A 25,968-nucleotide genomic window follows, 5' to 3' on the forward strand; every position below is an offset into this window, starting at 1 on the left:
TTGAATTCAAAAAAAAGGATCCCATCAGGGATCCTTTTTTGTGTATGCCATTTGTCTATCACGCTACATAACGTATTACTTCGAGCTAAGCACCGAGGCAGGGTTTAACTTGGCTGCTCGTGATGCTGGGTACCATGTCGCCAATAGGCTCAATACAATCGCTGTACCTGAAACCACAACAACATCCGTCATATCTAGTTGTGATGGCAAGAAGTCGACAAAATAGATGTCACCGGACAAGAACTGGTGTTCAACTAGCCTTTCGAGCCCTTTGATAAGCGTAGTGAGATTAAGTGCCACTAACACGCCTATTGCACTGCCCACCAAACTACCTAACACGCCTGAAAATACGCCCTGCCAAACGAAAATGCGTTTCACAAGGCCGTCCGATGCGCCCATGGTTCTTAATATTGCGATCTCCGATGCTCTGTCTTTTACTGCCATCATTAGCGTCGAGACAATATTGAAACAAGCCACACCAATAACCAGTACCATCACCAGATACATAATGGTGCGAACCAACTGGATATCTCGGTATAAGAAACCAAACTTCTGTTGCCAACTGCGCAGGTACACATACACATCGAGCTGATTGCCAACTTCACGCACAATTGAGTTTGCGTTCAGAACATCGGTCACTTTTAAAGAAACCCCTGTCACTGCCTCGCCTAGGTTTGCGTAGACTTGCGCATCGCCAATCGGGATTAGAGCCAAGCTGTGATCTATTTGGCCGTTAAGCGTCAGCAAACCAACGACTTTGACTCGAACACGTTTGGGGGCTTGAACCTTCACCGAGCCATTCACCGTCGGGATCATCAGAGTTAAGTAATCACCGACTTTCGCGCCAAGTACATTAGCCACGCCAGAGCCCAAGATAATCTGTTGCTGTCCTGCCTTAAAATCGCTCCAAGCTTGCTTATCGATAAAACTCGATAGGCTTGAGACTTGTTGCTCAAGTTGTGGGTCAACGCCTCGGACTTCAATCGCCTTTAGTTCTTTGCCCTTTTCGGCAAGCGCGGTAATTTTCACATAAGGCGCAGCCGCTACAACATCATCATGTTGAGTCGCTTGTTCGATCACATGCTCCCAACGTGTCACAGGTTCATTGACTCCCTCGAATTCCCCATGTGGGATAACAGAAAGCACTCGTGACTGCAGTTCACGCTCAAAGCCATTCATCGCAGATAAACCGATAATGATCACCGCAACGCCGACTGCAATACCGATCGTCGAAGACAAAGAGATAAAAGAAACCATCTTGTCTCGTTGTTTCGCCCGACTAAATCGGCCGCCTATCAATAAAGATAAAGAAGAAAACACTTAGCTCTCCTCTTTTTCTACGTTAACCAGTAAACCGTCTTGCATGTGCAGTTGACGGTCCATCTTGCCAGCAAGTTCGCCATCATGGGTTACAACCAAGAAAGCGGTATCGTATTCGCGGTTCAATTCACGCATTAAATCGTAAATAGAAAGTGCTGTGTTGTGGTCTAGGTTACCAGTCGGCTCATCCGCCAACACTAGCGCAGGCTTGTTCACCAATGCACGAGCAATTGCCACTCGTTGCCTCTCACCGCCAGAAAGCTCTGAAGGTCGGTGATCAACACGATGACTCAATCCGACTTTATCTAACAAACGTTGTGCTTCTTCTTTCGCTTTCGCTGGCTTTTCACCACCAATAAGTAATGGCATCGCTACGTTTTCTAACGCTGAGAAATCAGAAAGAAGATGATGGAATTGATAAACAAAGCCAAGATGCTGGTTGCGAAGCTTGGCCTGCTTATTCGAACTCAAAGACGCTAAGTCTTGTCCGAGAAAGCTTACGCTGCCATCAGAAGCATCATCCAACGCCCCTAAAATATGCAATAGCGTACTTTTACCTGAACCGGATGTACCAATGATTGCTACTAGCTCACCCTTTTCTATTTTGAAGCTGACGCCCTTGAGAACCTCAGTATCTAACGAGCCTTCACGGTACGTTTTACGGATATCATTACATTGAAGAAAATTACTCATAACGAAGGGCCTCAGCAGGTTTCACAGACGATGCTCGATAAGAAGGGAAGACAGTGGCAATCAAGCTAAGTGCAATAGCCAGAACCACAACAACGGCGATTTGAATTGGGTTAATTAAAATTGGCAACTGTCCACCAAATGAAAACAGAGCAACACCCATCGCCTCTAAAATAGTATTGAGGTTCGAAGCTAAAATCACGCCCAGGATGCCACCAGATAATGCGCCGATCACACCACTACTTGCACCTTGAACCATAAAGATCCCCATGACTTGACCATCACGCATACCTTGGGTTTTTAAGATGGCGACTTCGGACTGTTTCTCCATCACCACCATAATAAGCGCAGAGATAATATTGAAAGCAGCAACACCAATGATCAGCCCAAGCATCAAGCCCATCATGTTTTTTTCCATTCGAACGGCTTGGAATAGCTCGCCACGTTGGTCTCGCCAATCGCTCCACAACCAACCTTCCGGTAGCGGTTGATTTGATAGTTCCGCCACTTCAAATGGGTCGTCAAAAAACAATCGCCAGCCTGAAATCGTATCAGACTTATAACGCATCAATCGCCCTGCGTCTTTGATGTCGGTAACCATCAATTGAGCATCGATATCCGAACCCGTGTTAAAAATGCCAGCTACGGTAAAATTTCGTTGGCTTGGAATACGCCCTAACGGGGTGTATTGGCTCGCACTGGTCACCATTAAGCGAACTTTGTCACCCATAGACACTTTCAAGTTTCTTGCCAAGGTATGACCAAGGAAAAGCTGATACTGACCCGCTTTGAGTGAAGACAGTCTGCCAGCAATTAAATGATTCTGAAGAGGGTCATCTGAATTGGGTTCAATACCAATTAACAAGCCCGCAGATAACTGAGCAGGACTTTGGATCACCGCTTCACTACGAACAATAGGTTCTACGTGACCATTGAGCGACATTTTCTCCGCAAAACTAGGTGCTTGAGCAGAAAGTGACGTTGTGCCTCCTTGCTCGTAAACGACGGCTTGAGGAAGGACACCAAGAATTCGGTCTTTTAACTGCGCTTCGAATCCATTCATTACCGACAAAACAGTAACCAGAGACAGTACACCAATGGTGATTCCGGCTGTCGACATATAAGAAACAAAACGGCTAAAGCGATCACCTGAACGGCCTTTCAAATAACGCAGGCCAACAAACAATGAAATAGGATGAAACATACTTTGAACCATCTAGAGGAGATGCGGGTTAATGTAACGGGTATTGCCGTTACTGTGTAGGGGGTAATTGAAAATATAGAGTGAATTAACTCAATTAGTTAGGCTTGAAAAACAGAACCTTGTCAAATAGCCAACTTTCAAACAACTATTTGAGACTTTCAATTAACTGACCTTGATTACTGCGGCCACATAGCGATAATCAATAGATCACTTCAAGGAACTAACGCATGACAGAACAAGAGTTTTTTACCGTTCACCATAGCCTTACCGCTAATATTGAGCCAATGGACAGTAACTTCGCTTTACCTTCTCAGATACAGTTCGAATCGGAGATACCTGCCCCTTTTGTTGTTGCAAGTGAGTTTAGCCAATTGGACCTATTAGCCGACAGTGCTCGCAACGAACTGAAAAACAGCGACTTGAAGAATGTCATCAGTTTATTGGATGCACAGAACTCTAAATTAAACCTCTTGTTGAGCTTTATGTTATCGCAACAAGATGATGAACAATTTCGTACCCATACGTATTCATTTGGTGCGAGTCAGTTCTCTTGTTTTTCCAAAACAGATATCGAAGCGGGTCGCTTAGTTAAAGCCAAGCTCTTTATCGAGCACCCTGCCGCCGCTATCTATTGCTACGCGGAGGTCTTCGCTAGCGAACCTAAAGATTCAGGCTTCGAAATCAAATTCAAATATGCTCATCTTCGTGATACTGACCAAGACTTGTTGATCAAGGCAGCGCTCCATCAACAACAAAAGCTCTTACGTCAACGCTCTCTAGAACGAGATAACAAGTAAATAGACATGACAAAACAATCCATTTTTACACTACCTAAGCTCAAAGGTGCCGGTGACAAAAAGCACATCGGCAACTTAGTTGGTTCATCTCTCGCGCTTACTATCGCTAAACTTGCGGAGCAGCATAACGGCCATACTTTACTTGCAGTGCCTGATCCTCAGATCGCACTCAAGCTTCAATCTGAGATTGAACAGTTTACGGTACATGAAGTTGCGTTATTTCCTGACTGGGAAACGCTGCCATACGATAGCTTCTCGCCGCACCAAGAGATCATTTCAGATCGTATCGCACGCCTTTACGCACTGCCAACGCTAAAAGATGGCATCACGATCGTTCCGATCAGCACGTTATTGCAACGCCAGTCACCGCGCGACTTCTTACTACAACACACGTTAATGGTGAAAACAGGCGATCTCTATTCACTAGAGAAATTACGCCTGCAACTCGAAAAGTCGGGCTATCGCTATGTTGACCAAGTGTTTGGCCCGGGTGAATACGCAAGCCGTGGTTCTATTCTCGACCTGTTCCCAATGGGTAGTAAAGACCCGTATCGTATCGACTTCTTCGATGACGAGATCGACACCATCCGTACTTTCGATCCTGAAAACCAGCGCTCTATCGAAGATATCTCAGAGATTCGCCTGCTACCTGCTCACGAATTCCCAACCTCAGAAACGGCGATTGAAGATTTCCGTATTCGTTGGCGCCAACAGTTTGATGCGCGCCGTGAACCAGAATCGGTTTATATGCAGGTTTCTAAAGGCACATGGCCTGCTGGTATTGAGTATTGGCAACCGCTGTTCTTCGATCACACCGAAACCTTGTTTGATTATGTTACCGATGAAGCGCAACTCCTGATTCTGGGTGATGTCGAGACTGCAGTAGATTCATTCCTAACAGATGTTGCTCATCGATACGAACAGCGCGGTGTTGATCCATTACGACCACTGCTGAAACCTGAACAACTGTGGCTAAAGAAAGACGAACTGTTCGCACACTTCAAACAAAAGCCACAGGTCATTCTGAGCTTAGAATCAATTGAAGAAAAAGCCGGACGTACCAACCTTCCGGTTGTGTCTCTGCCTGATCTCAGCGTTCAACATCAGAATAAAGAGCCTTTGTCTAACCTAAGAAAATTCACTGAATCCTTCGACGGCAAAGTGATCTTTTCGGTTGAGTCTGAAGGCCGCCGTGAAGCACTGAGTGAATTGCTTCGAGGCATCAAAGTTCGTCCAAACGAAGTTGAAAACCTCGACGCGGCGATTAAAGGTAAAGATAAGTTCACCCTGACCCTAGGTTCTGCTGAGCATGGCTTTGTCCACGAAGAGCAAAACATCGCCCTCATCTGTGAAAGTGATCTCTTGGGTGATCGCGTTGTTCAGCGTCGTAAAAAAGATAAGAAAAGCGTAAACAGCGACACCGTAATCCGTCACTTAGCGGAACTTAAACCGGGTCAACCCGTTGTGCACATAGACCACGGTATTGGTCGCTACATCGGCCTGCAAACCCTAGAAGCGGGTGGTATGAAAACCGAATACGTAACACTTGAGTATCAAAACGATGCCAAGCTCTACGTACCAGTTGCATCTCTGAACTTAATTGGCCGCTACTCTGGTGGCGCTGAAGATTCCGCACCGCTACACAAACTTGGCGGTGAAGCCTGGCAGAAAGCTCGTAAGCGCGCCGCAGAGAAAGTCCGTGACGTTGCAGCCGAACTGCTCGATGTTTACGCCAAGCGTGAACTTAAGCCGGGTTACAAATTTGAGCTCGATCGTGGCCAGTACGCAACCTTCAAATCTGGCTTCCCGTTTGAAGAAACCGATGACCAAGCGATGGCAATTAATGCGGTAATGTCTGATATGTGCCAAGCAAAAGCCATGGACCGCTTGGTGTGTGGTGATGTTGGTTTTGGTAAAACAGAAGTCGCAATGCGTGCCGCGTTCGTGTGTACCGATAACAGCAAACAAGTGGCCGTGTTAGTACCGACAACGTTACTTGCTCAGCAACACTTTGAAAACTTCCGCGACCGTTTCGCCAACTTGCCGATTCGTGTCGAAGTACTGTCGCGATTTAAGTCGGCTAAAGAACAAAAATTGATCATGCAAGATGTTGCCGACGGTAAAGTCGACATCTTGGTGGGTACTCACAAGTTACTTTCAAGTGACCTTCAATTTAAAGACCTTGGCCTATTAGTTGTCGATGAAGAACACCGCTTTGGTGTACGTCAGAAAGAAAAAGTGAAAGCAATGCGTGCGGATGTCGATATCCTAACGCTCACCGCGACGCCAATTCCACGGACATTGAACATGGCAATGAGCGGCATGCGTGACTTGTCAATCATCGCAACACCACCAGCACGACGCTTAGCAATAAAGACCTTTGTCCGTGAGAGTGATGACGCGATCGTCAGAGAAGCGGTACTTCGCGAAATCATGCGTGGTGGTCAAGTTTACTTCTTACACAACCAAGTCGACACGATTGAAAAGACGGCTGAGTCACTACAGAAACTGATTCCAGAAGCGCGTGTCACCGTGGCTCATGGCCAGATGCGAGAGCGCGAACTAGAACGCATCATGAATGACTTCTACCACCAGCGTTTTAACTTGCTAGTGTGTACAACCATCATCGAAACCGGTATCGACGTACCAACAGCCAATACCATCTTAATGGACAGAGCCGATAACCTTGGTTTAGCACAGTTGCACCAATTGCGTGGGCGTGTGGGTCGATCTCACCACCAAGCTTATGCCTATCTGCTAACACCTCCCCCGAAAGCAATGACCAAAGATGCGGTTAAGCGATTAGATGCCATAGCTTCACTTGAAGACTTAGGTGCAGGCTTTACACTAGCAACCCATGACTTAGAGATTCGTGGTGCGGGTGAACTACTCGGTGATGAACAGAGTGGTCAAATCCAGTCGGTTGGCTTTACCCTTTACATGGAGATGCTAGAACAAGCGGTTGAGGCATTGAAAGAGGGTCGAGAACCATCGCTTGATGACCTACTGCGTGAACAAACTGAAATTGAAATGCGCTTACCCGCGCTATTGCCTGATGACTACATCCCAGACATCAATACACGTTTGTCTACTTATAAGCGTATTGCGAGTGTGAGTGACACGGACGAATTGGCAGAGTTGAAAGTCGAGCTGATTGATCGCTTCGGCCTCCTGCCGGATGCTACCAAGAACTTGTTGTCAGTTTCAGAGCTAAAATTAGCCGCGGCGTCTATCAAAGCGAAGAAAATTGAGGCTCATGATAAAGGTGGATTCTTAGAATTCTACCCGGATGCTGACATAAACCCGACCTACCTTGTTAAACTGTTGCAATCTCAACCGCAAAAGTTTTCAATGGAAGGACCAACAAAGTTCAAGTTTACGATACCATTGGTCGACAGACGGAAACGAATTCAATTTGTTAGTGATTTATTGGGCGAATTCAGACAGAACTTGCTGCCTTCGGCATAAGACCCAATCCACTTGCACATATAAATTATCCAGCCGGTAGTTCGGCCGGAAGACGGAGTAAAAATGAAAAGACTGATCCCACTGCTACTATTGTTCGTCTCACTGCCAAGTTTGGCGCAGAGACAATTTGATATAGAAGTGATCATTTTTAAGCGTGCTGTTGATGCAGAAAAAGTGAATGAATCTTGGCCTAACACACAGCCTAAGATTTCACTTGAGCGCGTTGGTTCATTTCAAGACACCCAATACCGAGCAAAGAAAGGCGTACAAATGCTGCCTTACTCGGAGTACCAATTAACGCCTCAGAAAGATAAGCTAAAAAAACACGCAGGCTTCGAAGTTCTGATGCATACGGCTTGGCGTCAAGGCGACCAAGGCAAGAGCTCAGCACCGGTTTTTCATATTCAGGCCGGCAAAGACTTCTCTAAAGACTTCAATGCTGATGGCTCAGAAAAAGGGACAGTAACAGCAGTAAATACTGATGGCTTCAAAGAAGAGACCATAGATAAGCCGCTCTATGAATTAGACGGCAAGCTACAAATCTACGTTCAGCACTACCTCTACGCTGAAACAACATTGGATTTAAAAGCGCCAAGCGTTCGTGAAGTAACTCTTCAAGAGCAACAAATCGAGTTAGATTCACCAGTAAGTGGCGCCGAAAGCAATGTTCAAGTGGGCAATCTAACGGAGATTTCTCCGACGGTTGAAGTCGAAGAGTTCCTTAAGAGCTACCGCATGGACCAAAAACGTCGTATGCGCAGTACTGAGACTCACTACCTTGACCACCCGCTTCTTGGAATGGTTATTCAAGTTCGACGTGTAGCGCAGTAAGTTACTTACCGATTCGGCTATAATTATATAAATAATTCAATCCGCCCTCCTAGTGAGGGCGTTTTCTTAAGTGCTATCTATCTTTATTCTGTGCTGACTCGCTTTGTTCAGTACTTATATGTAATTCGGTATTTCTTATGAGCCCTGACTTTCAAATAAATACTCAACACCTCAACCTCAAAATCATTGAAGCCTCAGACGCCCAAGAGTTTTCTCAGCTGGTTAAGTCCTCTCCGAGCTTACTGCCTTGGGTCGACTGGTGTCATGACGAGTTTTCTATCGTCGAAGCCGAAAAATTCATTCTGGCGACTCGCTTAAACTGGGTCAAAGCCGATGCGTTTGGCTTTGGTATCTTCGAACAAAAAAGTGAAAAATTAGTCGGTATGGTGGCCATAAATGAGCTTTACCACACCTTTAATATGGCCAGTTTAGGTTATTGGGTGGGTGATCAATTTCAGAGAAAAGGGATAGCGAAAGAAGCAATGCTTGCCCTATTTGAATTTTGCTTCGCAATGCTCAAGTTGACGCGTTTGGAGATTGTCTGCGATACAGAAAACCTACCCAGTCAGAAGCTGATCGAGAAATGTGGCGCTGAACGTGAAGCCATTGCAAAGAATCGTTTTATCTTTAACGGTAAACCGAAAGATGGCGTGGTTTATTCTGTGTTACCTCCATTATCTTAATAGCTTTATAGAGTAACAATCCGTAATAACACGTACTCGACACGATCAAAAAAGAGCTCCGAAGAGCTCTTTTTATTATCAGCGTAATGACCTTAGAAGGCTTACCTGATTAGTGAAGCTTTAGGTTCGGACGAAGGACACGGTTAATACGACCAACCAACATCATCAGTGATGTTTTGATTAAGCCGTGAAGTGCCATCTGGTGCATGCGGTACAAAGAGATGTAAACCACACGAGCAATACGTCCCTCAACCATCATTGAGCCTTTAGTCAGGTTACCCATCAAGCTACCTACTGTAGAGAAACGGCTTAGTGAAACCAGTGAACCTTTATCTTTGTAGATGTAGTCTTTCAGGTCACGACCGTTCAGCTTAGCGATGATGTTGCTAAATGCGCAGCTTGCCATTTGGTGAGCCGCTTGCGCACGTGGTGGAACAAACGAACCATCCGCTTGTGTACATTGCGCCAAATCACCGATAGCAAAGATGTTGTCATCAAGCGTAGTTTGCAGCGTGTTTTTGACAACCAACTGGTTGATACGGTTGGTCTCAAGACCACCGATATCTTTCATGAAATCTGGCGCTTTAATTCCAGCAGCCCATACCATGATCTGTGCTGGGATCTTCTCACCATCTTTAGTCGTTAGGCCGTCAGAATCTGCCTGAGTCACCATAGTATTAGTACGAACGTTTACACCTAGCTTAGTTAGCTCTGAATGTGCTGCGCTAGAAATACGAGGTGGTAGAGCTGGCAGAATACGTTCGCCCGCTTCAACAAGGTTTACGTTAAGCTTGCTTGAATCTAGGTCGCCAAAACCGTATGTACGAAGCTCTTTCACAGCGTTGTGAAGCTCAGCAGACAGTTCAACACCAGTAGCACCCGCACCAACAATCGCGATGTCTACCGTACCTTGACCATTCTTAGCATGAAGCTTTAAGAACTGATTGTTCATCTCTGTACGGAAACGATGTGCTTGCTCTGGGCTATCTAGGAAAATACAGTTGTCACGAACGCCTGGGGTATTGAAGTCGTTTGACGTTGAACCTAACGCCATCACAAGAATGTCGTATTCAAGTTCACGGCTTGGCATCAGCAACTCACCGTGCTCATCAGTCAACTCGCTCAACGCAATCACTTTACGTTCACGATCGATATCGTTCAGGCTGCCCATTTGGAAATCAAAGCAATGGTTTTTTGCGTGTGCGCGGTAGCTTAGCGCGTCAACACCTTCATCCAATGAGCCAGTGGCTACTTCATGAAGCAATGGTTTCCATAGGTGGCTTGCTTTACGGTCTACCAGAGTAATCTGGGCACGTTTCTTACGACCTAAAGTGCGGCCTAGCTTAGTTGCTAGCTCTAAACCACCAGCACCGCCGCCTACTACGATAATTTTTGTCACAATGACAATCCTCTACAAAATGAATAAATGGGGCTCGGCTCGATTACTCCAACCGATAAATTCTATGTATCTACTCGGCCTTAATTCCAAAGGCTGCGGCTTATTTGATGACTGTAATAATAAGTAACAGCAGCTCACTGAGTAGTTAGAGGGATTACAAGCAACAAACATTGGTTTGTCACTTTGCTCACGTGGATGAAAAGGTGTCTACCTGAGAGGTAGAGCACAAATTATGGGCAAGTTTTATCACTCGCTCTCAATTTTTTTTGACATTTATCAAAATATTTTGCTTTGGAACATTATATATAGCAAAAAGATGACCGCAACAAAAATCCTTACCCACAATGAGGATTCGTGACTGATTAGTTAACGTTTGCGCAAACTCATCGATAAAATCTATATGACTAGGCCATATTGACCTTTCGCGGTTAAATTTCGTTCGAGATAAAAGCGTTTTAATCGCGGTGAGGGGGAAGTAACCTAGTCATTCTAAGCAAATCTCCCTCACAAAGAGTAAAACACTTTTGGCGGGGGGCGCTCAGCTTGAACCCTTCGGGCAGCGTTTGCTAATTTGGATAAAAAAACAGCACTCAATTGAGTGCTGCTTTAAAAAATGATGGTAATGATTAAGCGTTTTTAAACGCCTTCATTGCCTGCAAGTGTTGAGAGATCTTTTTGAACTTATGACTCTCTTTTTCGTCCCAGACAACTTCGTAGTAATCTTCTAGAGCAGAAGCTGTTTTCGTATTGTCATGAATTTCATCTTCACGAGAAAGTACTACTAAACAGCGTCCTTTGTTCTTCATGCGATACTGAGCGACACACTTAGTCGCGATGTCTTCGTACTCTTCTGGGCGATCAATTCGACCTACCATGTTGTTCTCAGGGTGCAGATTAGGGTTGAACACCACCTGCTTAATCCCGCATAAGAAACCAATACGCTCAGACCAAAAACCACCCAAACCTACACCACAAATGATTGGATGTGGATCATCGGATTGCTCTATCACTTTATGCACTTCTTTTAGCAAATGCTGCATATCGTGTTTTGGATGCAAAGTACTGTAGTTGATGAAACGAACGTCATCATCAATGAATTGCAACTGCAGTATTTTTTCGTGATTGCCCGGGCTTGTTGAGTCGAAGCCGTGTAGATAGATAATCATTGTACCTCCCCCATTGAATATTGGTACGTTTTGATCAATCTAACACGAAAAACAAGGTTTTAAAGGGAAGAGCTCTGAAATTATATTTTTCACTTCCTAAACGTGATCATAGCTACATAAAGTGTGACTAAGAGCCTCTGCTTCACGCAAATAACTGTCATCGCCCCATAGCTGATGAGCAAGTAAATACCACAGCATCGCCATCATTTGGCTTCTTGGTAACCACGCTTCTACACCATCTAGCCAAGGCTGAACATCATGGATACCTCGCAGCTGACAGTACTTCTCAACCGCTTCAGTGGCCTGCACTCCAGTAACCGCAATGGTCAAAGTTAAATCTAGCCTAGGGTCTGCTAGCGCAGCGTATTCCCAGTCGATAATCTTAATACCGTCACTGTTTCTCACTAGGTTATAACCACCTAAATCAAAATGGCACAAAGACAGGTCGACATTAGTAACACTCGGGGCCGCGCGCCACTCTTGATAAATCTTAGTGCAGGTTTCAGTCTTATGAACCGCATCAAGCTGCAGCCAATAGTGGTCGACTCGCGTTGTGAAACTGAATGATTGCAGTGGTAATCGCGCAGTATTAACCAAATGTACCGAGATCAGCGTCTTCAGTAAATCATCTAGCTCTAGTCCTTCGTACAGCGTCTCACCCGCGATCCATTCAACCAATAAGCCTTGCTCATTGACCACTATCGGACTTGGGCCGATATCTAGGCGTTCAATCGTAGACAATACTTGATACTCTTCATGGCGAGATATGAAGAACGCTTTCGTGATGGGTGTAATTGGACGCCAAACATACGCGGTGCCATCGGCTAAAACCAATTTCCAACACCGATTGGTCAAACCGCCAGTCAACGTCTGCGCTCTGATTGGAGGCTCAGAAAAGTAACCATCAAGAGAACTCAAACTGGTATCAAGAAGCTTTGCTTCAGACCAAGAAAAAATCGCCATACTTATTCCCTATAAACGTCTTATACCAATCACAGTAAGTAAGTGATCAAACATAGCGTAGGAAAAAAGCTTGAGAACAAGGCAGAATTTTTCGATAAGTAGTTATTCTACAATCAAAAATTCTAACGAAGTTATCGAGGTTTTTAACAAGCTAGGGTGACCAGTTATTTACTACGATTGGTATTAATTTCCCTACAAAAAAGGCACTGACCAAAAGCCAGTGCCTCTTCATAAATACCAATCACAGCAAATAACATGTACTGCGTTGAGGCATGACTAAGCCAAGTTAATAGCACACTAAGCCATTCAAGAAGCTCAATAAGCTCAATTAAAAACTCAGTAAGCTAATTAGAAGCCAAGTAAACTAGATTAAAAGCCCAGTAAGCTCTTAGATTGTTGCTTACGGATTTCAGTCTCGTCAGCCCACTCAATCAAGCCAGACTCAAGATCCATTAGGCGCATGGTCATTTTGTAGTATACGTCTTCGTCGCTGCCCGCTTTCTTAACGATGCTTGATAGGTTGCCGTACAACATGTACTGAGCACCAACCATTTTACCAAATTGGATTGCTGAACTTTGATTTACAAGCTCATCGTTATTTTGGAAGTTCAATTGTTCACGAACAGACTCTACACGGTCCATATCAACGAAACGGAACTTACCAGAGTTCAGCATTTTAGTACTGATGGTATCAGTGATTGACTCAGTATCGATGTGCTCACTTGTTTTGTTCTTGATTCGCTCTACGAACACGATTGGACGTTGTTCACGAGTAATGTAAGACACAGAACCAGACGCCATCATGCTATCGACCATTTCACCCGCAATCGTTTGAAGGTCAGTTGAACCGAAATCGATTGTCGTGGTTTCTACTGATTGTGCATCACCGTAGCTTACCTTGTTTGAACAACCGCCTAAAATAACCGCTAAACCTAGTAGCGCAATGACACTCTTTTTCATTTTGTTTCCTTAACTAATCACTAAGCGGGGTTACCCACTCTCTTAAATTTTGTATTTTCGAATCCTTAGACCCGTTCTATCTCGTTTTTGCTATAGAGCTTGGAACCACTCTAAATATGAGCGGTTCCAAACGAAAGTTTACTGCTCTCTGAACTGAACTCTGAACTGAGTCGCTTTCGGATTTACCGACACTTCCGATAACGAAATGCTTTCAAAGCCACGAACAATCGCTTGCTTCCAAGGGCCTTGCTTTAGGTTGACCTCAAGACCAGCATCGTCGTACCAGTAAAAGCGATAAAGGATATGTTGATCGCCTTTATAGTTACTGTTTAAACGCACGATTCCTCGCGTATGACCGTCGACAAGATCAGTACGGATATCTTCAACCTGTAAGCGGCTGCCCAATACCTTATCACCAAAGAAAACGTTCTGAGTTTGACTATCTACCCTTACGCCAGCTGTATTATCAGCACAACCAGCCAGAGCCATAACCGCTGCTAAGCTCACTAACCACTTTTTCATTACAGCCTCCCTAGCTGTTTATGCCACATTGTTGCATTGTTTCCTTGTCGAGAAATCCACACCAAAGTGGTCTGCCCTTCTCGAATATCAAAGTCATACATTTTACCACCCGCTTCTAACGTATATTGACCACTGTTTGCTACAAACGTGCTGGTCTTTATTTCCGCAGGTAAAGATTGCCAGCTTCGAGTGTCTGGTTGTTCCGTGAATGCATTCCAGACATTGAACAAAATGTTACCGACATCGTTACCTTGAGTTGCTTCTTTACGGATGCGGTCTTTCGCGACAACACGTAACGCTTGGCGAATAACAATGCTCGTCATACGTTCAGATAAATCATTCTGCGCCATCGCATTCACATCCGTAATCAAATGCTCAGACAACGGTTGCCCGCTGATTCGTAGCGCAGAAAAGCGTTCTACGCTTTGGCTCGGATAATATGGCAGCGCCAGAGAGTATATTGCGCCCTGATCGCGACTGTCATAAATAGGTAAATCTAATCGCCAACTGTCCATCGCTTGAACTGCACTTTGCTCTTGAAGCACAATCACTCGCCCTTCACTTGCCCCTAACTTAGGTGACAGTTTGTAGCGCTTCTCCAGTTTTGCTAGATCTTGTCGCATGCCTAAACGAGCTGCTGTTGCCATGGTTCTATCAATGATTTCTTGGTTATCTGGCATGACAGCCAAAGCACGTCGATAGTCCACATAAGCGCTATTCAGATCGTTAGATGCTTCATAAAGCAAGCCAGACAAAAACATCAGATACGCATTTTGCACAGATTGCAGCTTTTTACCCGCATCAGGATAATTCGCAAGAATACTACCCACGTTGGCAGACAACCCTTGAGATTTTGCGTCGCTAGCAGCACTTTCTAACTCAGCTTCACGTTGTTTCTTTGCTTGCTCCTGAACTTGGTTAGCGCGACGCATTTCGATCACCGCACCTTCTAAATCGTTTTTCTTTAAATAATTCAAACCAAGATATAAATGCAGAAAGCCCAACTCATAATCGGCTGGCACATACTCGGTAATATTGTCATTCACAGCCAACGCGCCGACACTGGTTGCACTGTCTGATACAGAGATCACCGCTTTACTTTGCTGATCTTTTACTGCCTGATCAGCCAGTTCGAGCGACGATTTACTCTCAGGATATTTTTGATCCAGTAGATTAATTCTACCTTTTTCAAAGTTATCAAGAATGTCACCTGCTACGTAATCTGGTAACTCTTGTTGAGCCGTTGAATAATCCCCAGACTTGACGGCTTGGTAAATTTCTTTGTTTTGCGCGCTGTAATGACTGAACAGGCTCCCTGCCGACATATTCGCACAACCCGCTGTCAACGCCGATAACAGGGCAATGGAAGCGAATCTAAACTGGTGCTTCACTTATCGTCTCCGTGCATGTTTAAAATGCCAACTTTGTTAGGGTCTGTTGACCTTTCGTGGTTAAATTTTGTTCGAGATAGAATCGTTTTAGGCGCGGCAAGGAGTATGTAGCCTAGTCATTCTAAGTTAATACTTCTTAACAAAGCATAAAACGATTCTAGCCGAACCCTTCGGGCAGTCTTTGTGGTTCATTTCTACTGCGTTATCAGCTTCTCATGTAGGCTAGCTACACTTCAAAGCCTCTGCCTTGTAGAAATCTCCCACAAAGTGCTGCAAAAATCAGCTCGAAAGATCAACAGACCCTAGTCTCATTATCAAAACGAAACACGTTGTAAAAAGAATCTTAAGCAAGGTAATCCCTTGCTTAATTAGCTCTGCCTTTGCGAAGCCGATATTCAGACAACAGATAAAACTAAAAGTTGGCATACAAACAACAAATTTTCCAACTAGCTGTTTATGTTAATTAACCATTAACTTGTATTAACGAGATCATTAACTGTTTCGTTAGCTTATTAGCCTTTTAATTAACTCATTAAAAGCGGGCCAAGCGGGCGACCACCAACCAAATGCATGTGAATATGGTAAACCTCTTGGCCACCGTGAGAATTGCAATTCACAATAAGACGATAGCCGTCTTCTGCAATGCCTTCTTCTTTTGCTAACTTACGAGCAACAGTAAACATACGTCCCATCATTGCTTCATCTTCCGCTTCAACATCATTCGTTGTTGGAATCAGCTTGTTAGGAATAATTAGAATATGACTAGGAGCACGAGGGTTAATATCGCGAAATGCGGTTACTAAATCGTCTTGGTATAGCAAATCAGCTGGAATTTCTTTATTGATGATCTTACTAAAAATGGTTTCTTCAGCCATGTGTCTCTCCGATAAAACATTTATTTTTTAATGCTTTGAGTATGCGCTATGCCGCATCAAACCACAATAAACCTGCTTTAAAGCATAATAAAAAACACCGTTCAAATCAAAAAAAACACGCCTTGCCTCTCAAGAATGGCATATTGGTTAGGACAAAGGGCTATTTTTGACGTGTGCGTCATAAAATGCGTAAGCCGAGCTCAATAGAATCCTGATAATTTTGTTAGTTTTGTTTTGACCTGGTATTAGGTCCACATTTATTTAGGGAGAAAGTCATGAAGGGATCTGTGATCAAGCGTATGTACGCTGGTTTCGCACTGATCATCATCATGTTCGCAGTCACGATAACCATCATGATGAGCAGCATGAATCAGATACATAGTAATTTTGAGAGCGTCTCAAAAGTCTCATTACCGCTGGTTGCGCTTTCGAACCAAACAAGTGTCCAACTACTTTCCGCTGACAAGTCATTTAAAGACTTCTTAACCACACAAAATTCTGAGCGTATGTCTGCAATGCGTACAGAGTTTGCCGCATCACAAAACGCTTTTTCTGAAGTGCTAGGTAGCCTAGAAGCAGCAAGCCAAGACAATACCTCGCTCACTGAGCGCATCACGCAATTAAGAGCAATGGAAGAACGTTACTTCACCGAAGCAGGTGAAGCGATGAACAATTACATTGCTATGTTTGAGGCGCAAGAACAAGTACAAAAAGCATCACGTGATTTCCAACGCTTACATTCAGAATTAACCGTTGGCATGAAAGAGTACGTTGCCGACCAAAAAAGCATCTCTGTAAAAGTGATGGCAAAGAGCTACTTTATTAAACTACAAGACGCCGAGGTGATTACCTCTGATGCACTAGCAAGTTCTGATGTTGCCTTCGTACAAAAAGCCGTTAACCAAAACAAAAAGGCCGTTACCCACCTAAATTACGCGTACCGTGGCTTAGCGACACAATTGCCTGCGATTAAAAATGTTTTCGATGAATCGGTTAAAAACTTCACGAAAGACGTGGGACAAAAAGGCGGTGTTTTAGATAAACATAATAACTATCTGAAAGCGAAAGAAGCCTTGTACATCAACATTGCTAATCTAGCCGTTGAAGTCGACCAAGCAATGGCGGTACTGGATTCTTTCAACGTCACAGCGGAAGAGCAACTCAACTCATCATTAGCAGATGCGAGCAGCATCTACGACAACGGTCTATTCAAAGCAATTGCAATTGGCATTGTTGTCACCGTATTCGCTGCAGCAATTGGTTACCACATTGCACATAGTGTAAGAGAGCCACTAACGCGCATTCTCGGTACATTAGAAGGTCTAACTGAAGGAGATATGACTCAGCGTATCGATATTCGATACGACAACGAATTCAGCCGAGTAAGCCGTCACATCAATACCTTAGCCGACAACCTGCACAACATTTTGGTGAAACTGAATGACGCTTCAGATGACCTAACCAATACTGCAAGCGTAAACCAAAAAACCTCTTCTGAGACACAGGCTCAATTGAACAGCCAGCGTGAACAAACAGCAACCGTCGCAACGGCAATGACACAAATGTCTCATTCTGTACAAGAAGTAGCAAACAGCGCACAAAGCTCATTAACTATGGTTCAACAAGTAGAATCGGCTTCTGAATCAGGTCGTCAAGTTATGAACACCAACATCAGCACCATTAATCAACTTGAGGTGCGTCTGACTGAATCCGTGGGTGCTGTAGGCGAACTACAACAAATGAGTAGCCAGATCGGCTCTATCCTCGATGTTATTCGTGGTATTGCTGATCAAACGAACCTACTTGCACTCAACGCAGCAATCGAAGCGGCGCGCGCAGGTGAACAAGGTCGTGGATTTGCTGTCGTTGCAGATGAAGTCCGAGTACTGGCACAAAAGACCACTCAATCAACGTCTGAAATCGAGACCATGATCAGTAACCTACAATCAAGCTCTAAAACAGCAAGCAATGTAATTGAAAGCTGCATGAGTGATATGGATATGTCGGTTGAACAAGCTTCAAGTGCTAATAGTGCTATGGAAGAGATTCAGGCATTGATTCTAGAAATCAGTCGTATGAGTACGCACATTTCTCAAGCCGCGGCTGAGCAGAGTGAAACTTCGGGTGATATCGCGCGTAACATTGAAGACATCAACCAAATTGCTGATAAGAGTTATCAAGCGATGTCATCAATTGCAGAGGCAAGCCAAAACCTAACAATTCTGGCAAACCAGCAAGGCGATTTAGTTCATCAATTCAAGCTATAGGTAAACGAACAACCAATAGATATTCACCTAAAATGTTGGGATATCTCACCCAATAGTGATAACTAATTGAACAAGGGCAACTTTTATCAAGGGTTGCCCTTGTTTTTTATGAGCTTTGTCATTATATGATTATAAAGGCTTGCTGCTTCCCGTTTTCTTTCACCTTTATGAGCGAGCCGCTATTAAGGAATTTATATGGCTGTTCATGTTGGCATTATCGATCAAGACCCCATTCGGTTGATCACCCCACTACTCGACAACCGAACGATCAGCACTCACATCGTGTTCATCGGTGACAAAAATCAAGTCAGTATATATCAACGCTTAGACAGCGTTTTACAGAAGCGTGATATTACGAGCGAATTTTTCGAGATTCCAACTATCGTAAACACCTCTGCAATCAAAGAATCTATCCAAACCCTTGCCGAAGACCTCAAGGCTCGAGGTCAAGAAGTAAAACTCAACGCAAGTTGTGGCCTTCGTCACCGACTACTTTCTGTCTACGAAGTATTCCGTACTTACCACTGGCCGATCTTTGTTGTTGAACCAAACAGTGACAAGTTGTGTTGGCTTTACCCGAATGGTAAAGAGGACGCACAAGTTCAAGACCGTATCACTATCGATGACTACTTAACGGTATTCGGTGCTCGTGGTGAATTCAGCGATGTACAACTGTCTCCGCAACTTGACCAAAAACTTTATGAACTGGGTGAGCGCTGGGCAAGTAACGCATTAGAATTAGGCCCAGGTCTTGCGACATTAAACTACCTTGCAACGACCTGCCGTAAAGAACAAAGGCTTGATGTTGGCTTGTCTGAGAAGCAACAAGGTTATCGTGAGCTGAATATGCTGTTGAGCGATTTGGTTGAAGCTAAGATTGCCACTTATGACAATGGTATTTTGACGTTTGCCAATGAAGACGCACGACGCTTCTCAAACGGCGAATGGCTTGAAACATTGGTTCATAGCACAGTGAAGCAGATCCAAGATGACATGCCGACCATTCAAGATCGCTCTTTGAATGTTCAGGTTTATCGTCAGCTCGGTGAGCGCGAGGTTCGTAATGAGCTTGATGTTGCTTCTGTAGTGAATAATAAGCTGCACATCATCGAGTGTAAGACCAAAGGTATGCGAGATGATGGCGATGATACCTTGTACAAGCTGGAATCGCTCAGAGACCTACTAGGCGGCCTACAAGCACGAGCAATGTTGGTGAGCTTCCGCCCTCTTCGTCATAATGACATCACACGAGCAGAAGACCTTGGCCTTGCATTGATTGGCCCTGACGAATTAAAAGATCTTAAAACACACCTAGCGGCATGGTTTACCGCCGCCGGTGGTAATGAAGACTTAGAGTGCTAAAACAAGCCAGTTTTTCTGAACACAGCACTGTTAACTAAATTTTAAAAAGGCGAGTGACTATTCAGTCACTCGCCTTTTTTCTTATCTATTTTCTCTATCTATTACTTTAAAGCTGCACAAAAAATGGCCGCATCGAATGATTTGGCCATTTTCAAAATTTGAAGTCGTTTTAAGACTTAATACACTTGAAAACTTAATGCACTTGAAAACTAAAAGTACTGTTACGACTTAAAGCATTTTACGAGCAGCTTCTACAACCACTTTGATTGAGCGCGCTTCTGTTACTTTTAGTGTCTCGTGATCAGGTATCTCTTTTTGAGTACGGTTGATGATCACACCAGCAACACAACCTGCTTTCAAACCAGAACTTGCACACATTGTTAGTAGCGTTGCTGATTCCATTTCGAAGTTAAGAACACCCATGTCTTGCCATTCTTGCATAGAACCTTGGAAACGCTTAACCACGCGACCAGAGAACGTGTCGTAGCGCTCTTGGCCTGGGTAGAAAGTATCACTTGAAGCGGTTACGCCCATATGAACTGCTGCGCCTGATTCTTCAACTGCTGCTTTCATTGCTGTAGCAACTTCGAAGTCAGCAACTGCTGGGAACTCCATCGGAGCGAAGTGCAGGCTCGCGCCGTCTAGACGAACAGAACCCGTAGAAACAATCATGTCACCCACGTTTACGTGAGGTTGGATCGCACCAGTAGTCCCAACACGTAGGAAAGTACGAACGCCAAGCTGAGCAAGCTCTTCAACTGCGATAGAAGTAGATGGGCCGCCGATACCTGTTGAACATACAACAACTGGCTTACCGTCTAGCTCTGCGCGGTAAAGCGTGTATTCACGGTGGCTCGCAAGAAATACGGGATTCTCCATCTCTTCTGCAATTTTTTGCACACGAGCAGGATCACCAGGAATGATCGCAAGAGTAGCACCGTTAAGATCTGCTTCAGTAACACCTAAGTGGAAAACAGCTTGAGACATAGTTCGCTCCTTTTGGCTTATTGGGCTTTTTACCCTTATTTAAGCTCATAGTAAATTCGTGGGGTACGAACACACTCTAACCAAGCTCATAATGAAATGAAGTGACGAACATCACACCAATGATCGCAACAACATTTCAGGTTTCACGAAAAACCGATTGGCATCACAAAAATAAGCAATCCGAACGGCTGCGTTGCATACTAATGAGACAAAAAACGCCTTTAACGAATGACCGCTAAAGGCGCTTTTATGTGAGGTGCTTTTTATATAAGACGCTTTTAAAATTAAGAGTGTCTATGTCTGAGTCTGAGAGCTTAACTTAATCCGCTTTCGACTTGAATCGAAGCAGACGCAGTGCGTTGAGTGTCACCAGTGCTGTCGCGCCACTATCTGCAAGAACGGCAACCCAAAGCCCGGTAATACCAAGCAAACTGGTCACCAAGAACACACCTTTCAAACCGAGCGCTAGTGCTACGTTTTGACGAATGTTATTCATGGTCGCTTGCGACAGTTCAATCATCGCGGGCAGCTCTGTTAAACGGTTGTGAGTCAGTGCTGAATCTGCCGTTTCAAGCGCAACATCAGTACCACCACCCATAGCAATACCTACATTCGCCGTTTTCATTGCTGGCGCATCGTTGATGCCATCACCGACCATTGCCACATGCGATTGTTGGGATAACTCCTCAACGTAAGACACCTTGTCACTTGGCAATAAGCTTGCCTTGTACTGCATACCAATCTTGCTACTAATCGCTGCTGCGCTTCGTGGGTTATCCCCTGTGAGCATGATAGATTGAATACCCAAGTCATTAAGTCGTTCAATCGCAAGCTTCGCATCACTGCGTAACGTATCTTGCCAAGCAATCAAACCAATCTCTGTCGAGGTTTGCTCCGTTAATCCATCTTGCTGTTTCAGCTCCAGAGCAACGACAACCGTCTTGCCCTCACCTTCTAATGCTTCTACTTGAGAAACCACATCGGGTCCAAGAGCAAACGTGACTTTAGACGGTGATAAAACCTGATACTTAACACCGTCGACATCGCCTTCAACACCGCTACCAATGAGCGCTTTCTTGTTGTGTGATTCAGGGATCTCAACATTCAGCTCTTTAACTTTAGCGACAAGCGACTGCGCCAATGGATGAGTCGAACCGACTTCAATCGCCCCAACTACACGAAGCATAGCGTCTTGCTTCCAACCCGATAGAGGCTGAATATCCGTAACCTGAGGCTTGCCTTCAGTCAACGTACCTGTCTTATCAAAGGCAATCGTTTGAATTTTCCCTAGCTGCTCTAGTGCCGCGCCGCCTTTAATTAATGCGCCACGTTTCGCCGCTGCTGCTAAACCAGAAGTAATTGCAGCAGGTGTCGAGATAACCAACGCACACGGACAAGCAATCAATAATAGAGCTAGACCTCGGTAAACCCAGGTTTCCCAAGGCTGCGCAAATAGCAATGGTGGTGTGATGATGACCAACAGAGCTACCAACATCATTAGCGGTGTGTACCAACGACTAAACTTATCGAGGAAACGTTCAAGCGGTGCTTTACGAGATTCCGCTTCTTCAATCAAATGAAGGATACGGTCAATCGCATTTTCACCCTGCTTTGAAGTGATGCTGATACGCACAACTTTATCCACCACCACAGCGCCAGCCATGATGCTGTTGCCTGCTATATGTTCGACAGGAACAGACTCACCCGTTAGCGCGCTTTCATCAAAGCTCGCAGCGTCGGTAATAAGTTTACCATCAGCAGGTAAACGAGAGCCCGCCGCCACTTCAATCACATCACCTGGAACAAGTTCACTGACGGCAACTTCAACACGTTCACCGTTGATAATCTTGGTGGCATTTTCTGGCACTAATGCCATTAGCGCTTGAACACCACTTCTTGCTCTGGATGAAGCAAACGCTTCTAATCGCTCACCAATCAAGAACAACAGAAGAACCATCGCTGCTTCCGCGGTTTCGCCAAGGTACAAAGCGCCAAGGGCAGCCACACTCATTAGTGTTTCTATCGCAAAAGGTGTACCTGAACGGGCAAGTTGAACGGCTTTTTTAGCTACAGGATAAAGTCCAAGCAAACAAGTGGCGGTGAATAAGCCTTCGCTCAATTGAGGAGAGATACTTTTCAACAGTGCTGCAAACAGCATGGCCGCTGCAATCGCGATGATCTGAAAATTAGGTTGGATATGAGCTTGCCAAAAAGTCTCAGGTTGTTGTTTTTCTTTCTTAGAACCGACTTCCGAAAGAGGGAAACCAGTTTTGATAGAGACTTGTTCGATGGTTTCAGCAAGATTTTTACTATCGAATTTAACAACAAGCTTTTCGGTAGCGAATAAAACTTTAGCTTCAATAACACCTTCGATGTTACTGACCGCTTTTTCTATTTTTCGAGCACAAGCTGGACAGTCCATTCCCGAGACCAACCAACTTTTGGAAAATTGGGCGTTAAGAGACTCAGTTAAGGGCAGCCGGTCTTCTTCTCCACTATCTGAACCACAACAATCATCTCCAGGCGAAGAAGGTGCAGCAACAGAAGAGCTGCAACATGCAGATGAAGTACCTGCTGCCGTGATGCTTGAAATTTTTGGGCTAGAGCAGCTTGCTCCAGTCGCTTGAGGTTGAACGTCCACTTTTGCTGAGCGGCACGCTGCATGTTTTGCGCACATAATGTATCTCCTTAATACTCAAAAGCCTTGAGGTTATTGCTGACTAATCACAGCAACAAAACCTTAAGTTCATCAAAAGTATAAACCTTGGAGGTAGCTCCAAGGTCAAGAACAAATTGTCCTAGGTAAAAAAGAAGTTATCAAAAACCAAAGATCTTATTCAGAAAGTACAGAGTTACTGAGATTTAAGCTCCGTACACTCTTCTCTGTTCGCCGATACATCATCAATAAGAACTGCATCATGTGAACAGAAAGGTTGTGTATTCAAGCTGACTATCGACACATCGTCTTCCACAGGATCAACTTGGGAACCTTGCATAAGCTCGGCAATATGATAGCGAAGCACTAAGGTACCGAGTATTCCGAACAAAACATTACCCAAGGCTTGCCCATACAGCACACCCAATGCGCCATACCATTGCGAGCCTAAGTAAACGAACGGCAATGTACCGAGAGTGGCTTTACCCAGATTCAGTGCTGTCGAGTAAAGCGGTTTACCTAGGTTATTAAAAGACGTGTTAGCAACAAACAGTGCGCCGTTGAAGGTGAAGGTCAACGCTACATAGGTACAGAATGCGGCAACAATAATTGCGGCATCGCCTTGTAGGCTAAAGCCTTGGATCACATAGTCTTGGACAAAGTATAAGAGAATACAAACGGCGATGGTGTATGCAGTAGTAACCAACAAAGAATTGTTGAGTGTTTCTTTTACTCTGTCCATTCGCTCTGCACCAAAGTTTTGCCCAATGATAGGGCCCACGGCGCCAGACAAAGCAAAGATAACCGCAAAACAAACCGGCGTCAGACGACCTATCACGGCAAAGCCTGCGACAAAATCCTCTCCGTATTGTGCAATCCCCGTCGTTACAATCGCATTACCGATAGGCGTTGCGGCATTGGTGATAATAGCAGGCAGCGCAATAGCTAATATCGGTCGAATATTAATGCGCCATTGTACAATAGAAGGGGGAGCCACCAGCTGGTGACTGCGAATCAAAGGGTAAAGCGAGAAAAAGAGCACCGAAAAACGAGCAAAGACAGAAGCGATAGCCGCCCCTTCGATGTTCCAACCAAAACCAAAAATAAACAAAGGGTCGAGAATCGCGTTAACAATGCCGCCCGACAAGGTCGCCCACATCGAACGTTTGGCATCCCCCGCGGCTCTCAAGCCTGCACCCGCAGCCATCGCTAGCGCTAGAAATGGCCCGCTTGGCAATAAGATCTGCAGGTAAGCTTGCGCCCGCTCTGCGGCAACCCCCTTTGCACCAATCGCAGCAAGCAGCTCTGGGATATAGGCGAACATCACCGCAGTAATCGTCGAACTGATGACAAAAGCGGTCAGCATAATACTGGTGGCGAGGTTTCGAGCATGTTCTTGATTCTTTGAACCAATAGCTTTGGAAACCAACGCACCCATAGCAATAGAAGTACCGATCGAAACGGAGGTAGAGAAAAATGTCAGTGTACCTGCAAAACCAACGGCCGCGGCCAATTCGACTTGTCCCAACATACTGATGAACAACATATCGAGTAAATCGACCACGAATAACGCCATCAAACCAACAGAGCCAGCCCCCGACATCACCAATATGTGGCGCATCGTTGAACCTTCTACAAACTTCGCCGTTTGATTTGACATGAAACCTCCAAAAGTTGGAACACCACAAGATAAAGCTCTATAAGCTATTCAGCCACAAACTAGGGATCTACAAAAAAGATCCATCAAGAAAAGCTCTACAAAGAAAAAAGGCGCTAGTGCGCCTTTTCAATTGAGGATATTGAGAAAAATAATCGTTCTTAACACACCACTATACATGATGTTTAAAACTATACCTGATGTTTGAAGCATTCATCTAAGTTCTTGCCGATTGCTCTCAAAACATCGGTTCGAGTAATCATCCCCACTAACTTTTTGTTATCGAGCACAGGGTAGGCTTTGGGTTTTCCAACTTGCATCATATCTGCCAATTCAATAATGGATAATTCTGGTGATACCGAGAGAACTTCTTGGTACATACAATCACCTACAATATGCGTGTCTTGGCAGAAATAGCTCACCTTCACTAACTTCTCGAGTAAATCTTGTTCAGAAAGGAAACCAATCACTTGCTCATTATCATCAATGACTGGACCGCCCATATGATGGCTGCGCATTACTCTGTCTAACGCGAGGCTTAACGGCATGTCAGGAGTGAATGTCACAACCTGCGGCGTCATGTAATCTTTCACTTTAATAGAATGCATTGCGTTCTCCCTAAAATACATTTTGTTATCGATTTTTCTATCGTGTTACCTTAATTGTTGTCTAAAATCTTGATTTTACTAAATGGATTTCAACAATTTTATTGATAGGCAAAACCTACCAAAGCAAAAAACGAGGCAACAGAAGGCTTGCACGCATATCTA

At 44.6% G+C, this 25,968-nt stretch carries 20 protein-coding genes; 6 read left to right on the forward strand and 14 right to left on the reverse strand.

Annotated features, from left to right (window positions below):
• Positions 1-75 precede the first annotated feature (75 nt).
• From lolE to lolC, 3 genes are read right to left on the reverse strand one after another with little or no spacing between them, the layout of a single operon-like run.
• Positions 76-1,320 carry a lipoprotein-releasing ABC transporter permease subunit LolE gene (lolE, locus tag Q5H80_RS09305; protein ID WP_304564550.1) on the reverse strand — a complete coding sequence of 415 codons (1,245 nt, stop codon included), beginning with the start codon at positions 1,318-1,320 and terminating at the stop codon, positions 76-78.
• Positions 1,321-2,013, reverse strand: coding sequence for a lipoprotein-releasing ABC transporter ATP-binding protein LolD (gene lolD, locus Q5H80_RS09310; protein WP_086049727.1), 693 nt, complete (start codon positions 2,011-2,013; stop codon positions 1,321-1,323).
• Positions 2,006-3,214: a lipoprotein-releasing ABC transporter permease subunit LolC gene (gene lolC / locus Q5H80_RS09315; RefSeq protein WP_304564551.1), complete on the reverse strand. Its 1,209-nt coding sequence runs from the start codon at positions 3,212-3,214 to the stop codon at positions 2,006-2,008. The genes lolD and lolC overlap by 8 nt, the downstream gene beginning before the upstream one ends.
• Positions 3,215-3,441: 227 nt before the next feature.
• Here lolC and Q5H80_RS09320 point away from each other — a divergent pair, with 227 nt between their 5' ends.
• The 4 genes from Q5H80_RS09320 (at position 3,442) to Q5H80_RS09335 (ending at position 8,993) form a co-directional block, all read left to right on the forward strand.
• A complete protein-coding gene (locus tag Q5H80_RS09320; protein WP_009847150.1) occupies positions 3,442-4,011 on the forward strand; it encodes a hypothetical protein in 570 nt (189 codons plus the stop codon).
• A gap of 6 nt (positions 4,012-4,017) precedes the next feature.
• Entirely contained in the window at positions 4,018-7,479 is a 3,462-nt protein-coding gene (gene mfd / locus Q5H80_RS09325; RefSeq protein ID WP_304564552.1) for a transcription-repair coupling factor, read from the forward strand.
• Between the two features lie 63 nt (positions 7,480-7,542).
• Positions 7,543-8,310: a peptidoglycan binding protein CsiV gene (locus Q5H80_RS09330; protein WP_304564553.1), complete on the forward strand. Its 768-nt coding sequence runs from the start codon at positions 7,543-7,545 to the stop codon at positions 8,308-8,310.
• Between the two features lie 137 nt (positions 8,311-8,447).
• Positions 8,448-8,993, forward strand: coding sequence for a GNAT family N-acetyltransferase (locus Q5H80_RS09335; protein ID WP_304564554.1), 546 nt, complete (start codon positions 8,448-8,450; stop codon positions 8,991-8,993).
• A 109-nt stretch (positions 8,994-9,102) separates the two neighbouring features.
• Here the strand turns inward: Q5H80_RS09335 and Q5H80_RS09340 are convergent, their stop codons facing one another.
• From Q5H80_RS09340 to hinT, 7 genes are all read right to left on the reverse strand, one after another.
• Positions 9,103-10,392, reverse strand: coding sequence for an NAD(P)/FAD-dependent oxidoreductase (locus tag Q5H80_RS09340; protein ID WP_304564555.1), 1,290 nt, complete (start codon positions 10,390-10,392; stop codon positions 9,103-9,105).
• A gap of 626 nt (positions 10,393-11,018) precedes the next feature.
• Positions 11,019-11,558, reverse strand: coding sequence for an alpha/beta hydrolase YcfP (gene ycfP, locus Q5H80_RS09345; protein ID WP_012604408.1), 540 nt, complete (start codon positions 11,556-11,558; stop codon positions 11,019-11,021).
• Between the two features lie 96 nt (positions 11,559-11,654).
• Positions 11,655-12,521: a phosphotransferase gene (locus Q5H80_RS09350; protein WP_304564556.1), complete on the reverse strand. Its 867-nt coding sequence runs from the start codon at positions 12,519-12,521 to the stop codon at positions 11,655-11,657.
• 369 nt (positions 12,522-12,890) lie between these two features.
• Positions 12,891-13,481, reverse strand: a complete 591-nt coding sequence (lpoB, locus tag Q5H80_RS09355) for a penicillin-binding protein activator LpoB (protein ID WP_009847157.1) — start codon at positions 13,479-13,481, stop codon at positions 12,891-12,893.
• A 138-nt stretch (positions 13,482-13,619) separates the two neighbouring features.
• Positions 13,620-14,003, reverse strand: a complete 384-nt coding sequence (locus Q5H80_RS09360; RefSeq protein WP_009847158.1) for a YcfL family protein — start codon at positions 14,001-14,003, stop codon at positions 13,620-13,622.
• A complete protein-coding gene (locus tag Q5H80_RS09365) occupies positions 14,003-15,394 on the reverse strand; it encodes a COG3014 family protein (protein WP_304564557.1) in 1,392 nt (463 codons plus the stop codon). The genes Q5H80_RS09360 and Q5H80_RS09365 overlap by 1 nt, the downstream gene beginning before the upstream one ends.
• A gap of 524 nt (positions 15,395-15,918) precedes the next feature.
• Positions 15,919-16,269, reverse strand: coding sequence for a purine nucleoside phosphoramidase (gene hinT / locus Q5H80_RS09370; RefSeq protein ID WP_009847160.1), 351 nt, complete (start codon positions 16,267-16,269; stop codon positions 15,919-15,921).
• Positions 16,270-16,544: 275 nt separating this feature from the next.
• Between hinT and Q5H80_RS09375 the strand changes: the two genes are divergently transcribed.
• Both Q5H80_RS09375 and Q5H80_RS09380 read left to right on the forward strand, forming a co-directional pair.
• Positions 16,545-18,536 (forward strand): methyl-accepting chemotaxis protein, encoded by a 1,992-nt coding sequence (locus Q5H80_RS09375; protein ID WP_304564558.1) that lies wholly within the window; start codon positions 16,545-16,547, stop codon positions 18,534-18,536.
• Between the two features lie 195 nt (positions 18,537-18,731).
• Positions 18,732-19,898, forward strand: a complete 1,167-nt coding sequence (locus Q5H80_RS09380; RefSeq protein ID WP_304564559.1) for a DUF1887 family protein — start codon at positions 18,732-18,734, stop codon at positions 19,896-19,898.
• A 228-nt stretch (positions 19,899-20,126) separates the two neighbouring features.
• Here Q5H80_RS09380 and udp read toward each other — a convergent pair whose 3' ends face one another.
• The 4 genes from udp to Q5H80_RS09400 form a co-directional block, all read right to left on the reverse strand.
• Positions 20,127-20,885, reverse strand: coding sequence for a uridine phosphorylase (gene udp, locus Q5H80_RS09385; protein WP_009847163.1), 759 nt, complete (start codon positions 20,883-20,885; stop codon positions 20,127-20,129).
• Positions 20,886-21,204: 319 nt separating this feature from the next.
• Complete coding sequence (locus tag Q5H80_RS09390; protein ID WP_304564560.1) at positions 21,205-23,562, reverse strand: zinc/cadmium/mercury/lead-transporting ATPase; 2,358 nt, start codon at positions 23,560-23,562, stop codon at positions 21,205-21,207.
• Between the two features lie 175 nt (positions 23,563-23,737).
• The gene (locus tag Q5H80_RS09395; protein ID WP_304564561.1) at positions 23,738-25,201 is read right to left on the reverse strand and encodes an MATE family efflux transporter; all 1,464 of its coding nucleotides are present in this window, start codon (positions 25,199-25,201) and stop codon (positions 23,738-23,740) included.
• Positions 25,202-25,389: 188 nt separating this feature from the next.
• Complete coding sequence (locus tag Q5H80_RS09400) at positions 25,390-25,806, reverse strand: CBS domain-containing protein (protein ID WP_009847166.1); 417 nt, start codon at positions 25,804-25,806, stop codon at positions 25,390-25,392.
• Positions 25,807-25,968: the final 162 nt, after the last annotated feature.

Origin of the sequence: Vibrio sp. SNU_ST1 (genome assembly GCF_030563405.1) — a bacterium.
Lineage (GTDB): Bacteria > Pseudomonadota > Gammaproteobacteria > Enterobacterales > Vibrionaceae > Vibrio.

Bases quoted from the DNA above. Each gene is read 5' to 3' on its own strand.
- lolD (WP_086049727.1), bottom strand. From the start codon at position 2,013: ATGAGTAATTTTCTTCAATGTAATGATATCCGTAAAACGTACCGTGAA.
- lolC (WP_304564551.1), bottom strand. From the start codon at position 3,214: ATGTTTCATCCTATTTCATTGTTTGTTGGCCTGCGTTATTTGAAAGGC.
- Q5H80_RS09320 (WP_009847150.1), top strand. From the start codon at position 3,442: ATGACAGAACAAGAGTTTTTTACCGTTCACCATAGCCTTACCGCTAAT.
- mfd (WP_304564552.1), top strand. From the start codon at position 4,018: ATGACAAAACAATCCATTTTTACACTACCTAAGCTCAAAGGTGCCGGT.
- Q5H80_RS09330 (WP_304564553.1), top strand. From the start codon at position 7,543: ATGAAAAGACTGATCCCACTGCTACTATTGTTCGTCTCACTGCCAAGT.
- Q5H80_RS09335 (WP_304564554.1), top strand. From the start codon at position 8,448: ATGAGCCCTGACTTTCAAATAAATACTCAACACCTCAACCTCAAAATC.
- ycfP (WP_012604408.1), bottom strand. From the start codon at position 11,558: ATGATTATCTATCTACACGGCTTCGACTCAACAAGCCCGGGCAATCAC.
- Q5H80_RS09350 (WP_304564556.1), bottom strand. From the start codon at position 12,521: ATGGCGATTTTTTCTTGGTCTGAAGCAAAGCTTCTTGATACCAGTTTG.
- lpoB (WP_009847157.1), bottom strand. From the start codon at position 13,481: ATGAAAAAGAGTGTCATTGCGCTACTAGGTTTAGCGGTTATTTTAGGC.
- Q5H80_RS09360 (WP_009847158.1), bottom strand. From the start codon at position 14,003: ATGAAAAAGTGGTTAGTGAGCTTAGCAGCGGTTATGGCTCTGGCTGGT.
- hinT (WP_009847160.1), bottom strand. From the start codon at position 16,269: ATGGCTGAAGAAACCATTTTTAGTAAGATCATCAATAAAGAAATTCCA.
- Q5H80_RS09375 (WP_304564558.1), top strand. From the start codon at position 16,545: ATGAAGGGATCTGTGATCAAGCGTATGTACGCTGGTTTCGCACTGATC.
- Q5H80_RS09380 (WP_304564559.1), top strand. From the start codon at position 18,732: ATGGCTGTTCATGTTGGCATTATCGATCAAGACCCCATTCGGTTGATC.
- udp (WP_009847163.1), bottom strand. From the start codon at position 20,885: ATGTCTCAAGCTGTTTTCCACTTAGGTGTTACTGAAGCAGATCTTAAC.
- Q5H80_RS09390 (WP_304564560.1), bottom strand. From the start codon at position 23,562: ATGTGCGCAAAACATGCAGCGTGCCGCTCAGCAAAAGTGGACGTTCAA.
- Q5H80_RS09395 (WP_304564561.1), bottom strand. From the start codon at position 25,201: ATGTCAAATCAAACGGCGAAGTTTGTAGAAGGTTCAACGATGCGCCAC.
- Q5H80_RS09400 (WP_009847166.1), bottom strand. From the start codon at position 25,806: ATGCATTCTATTAAAGTGAAAGATTACATGACGCCGCAGGTTGTGACA.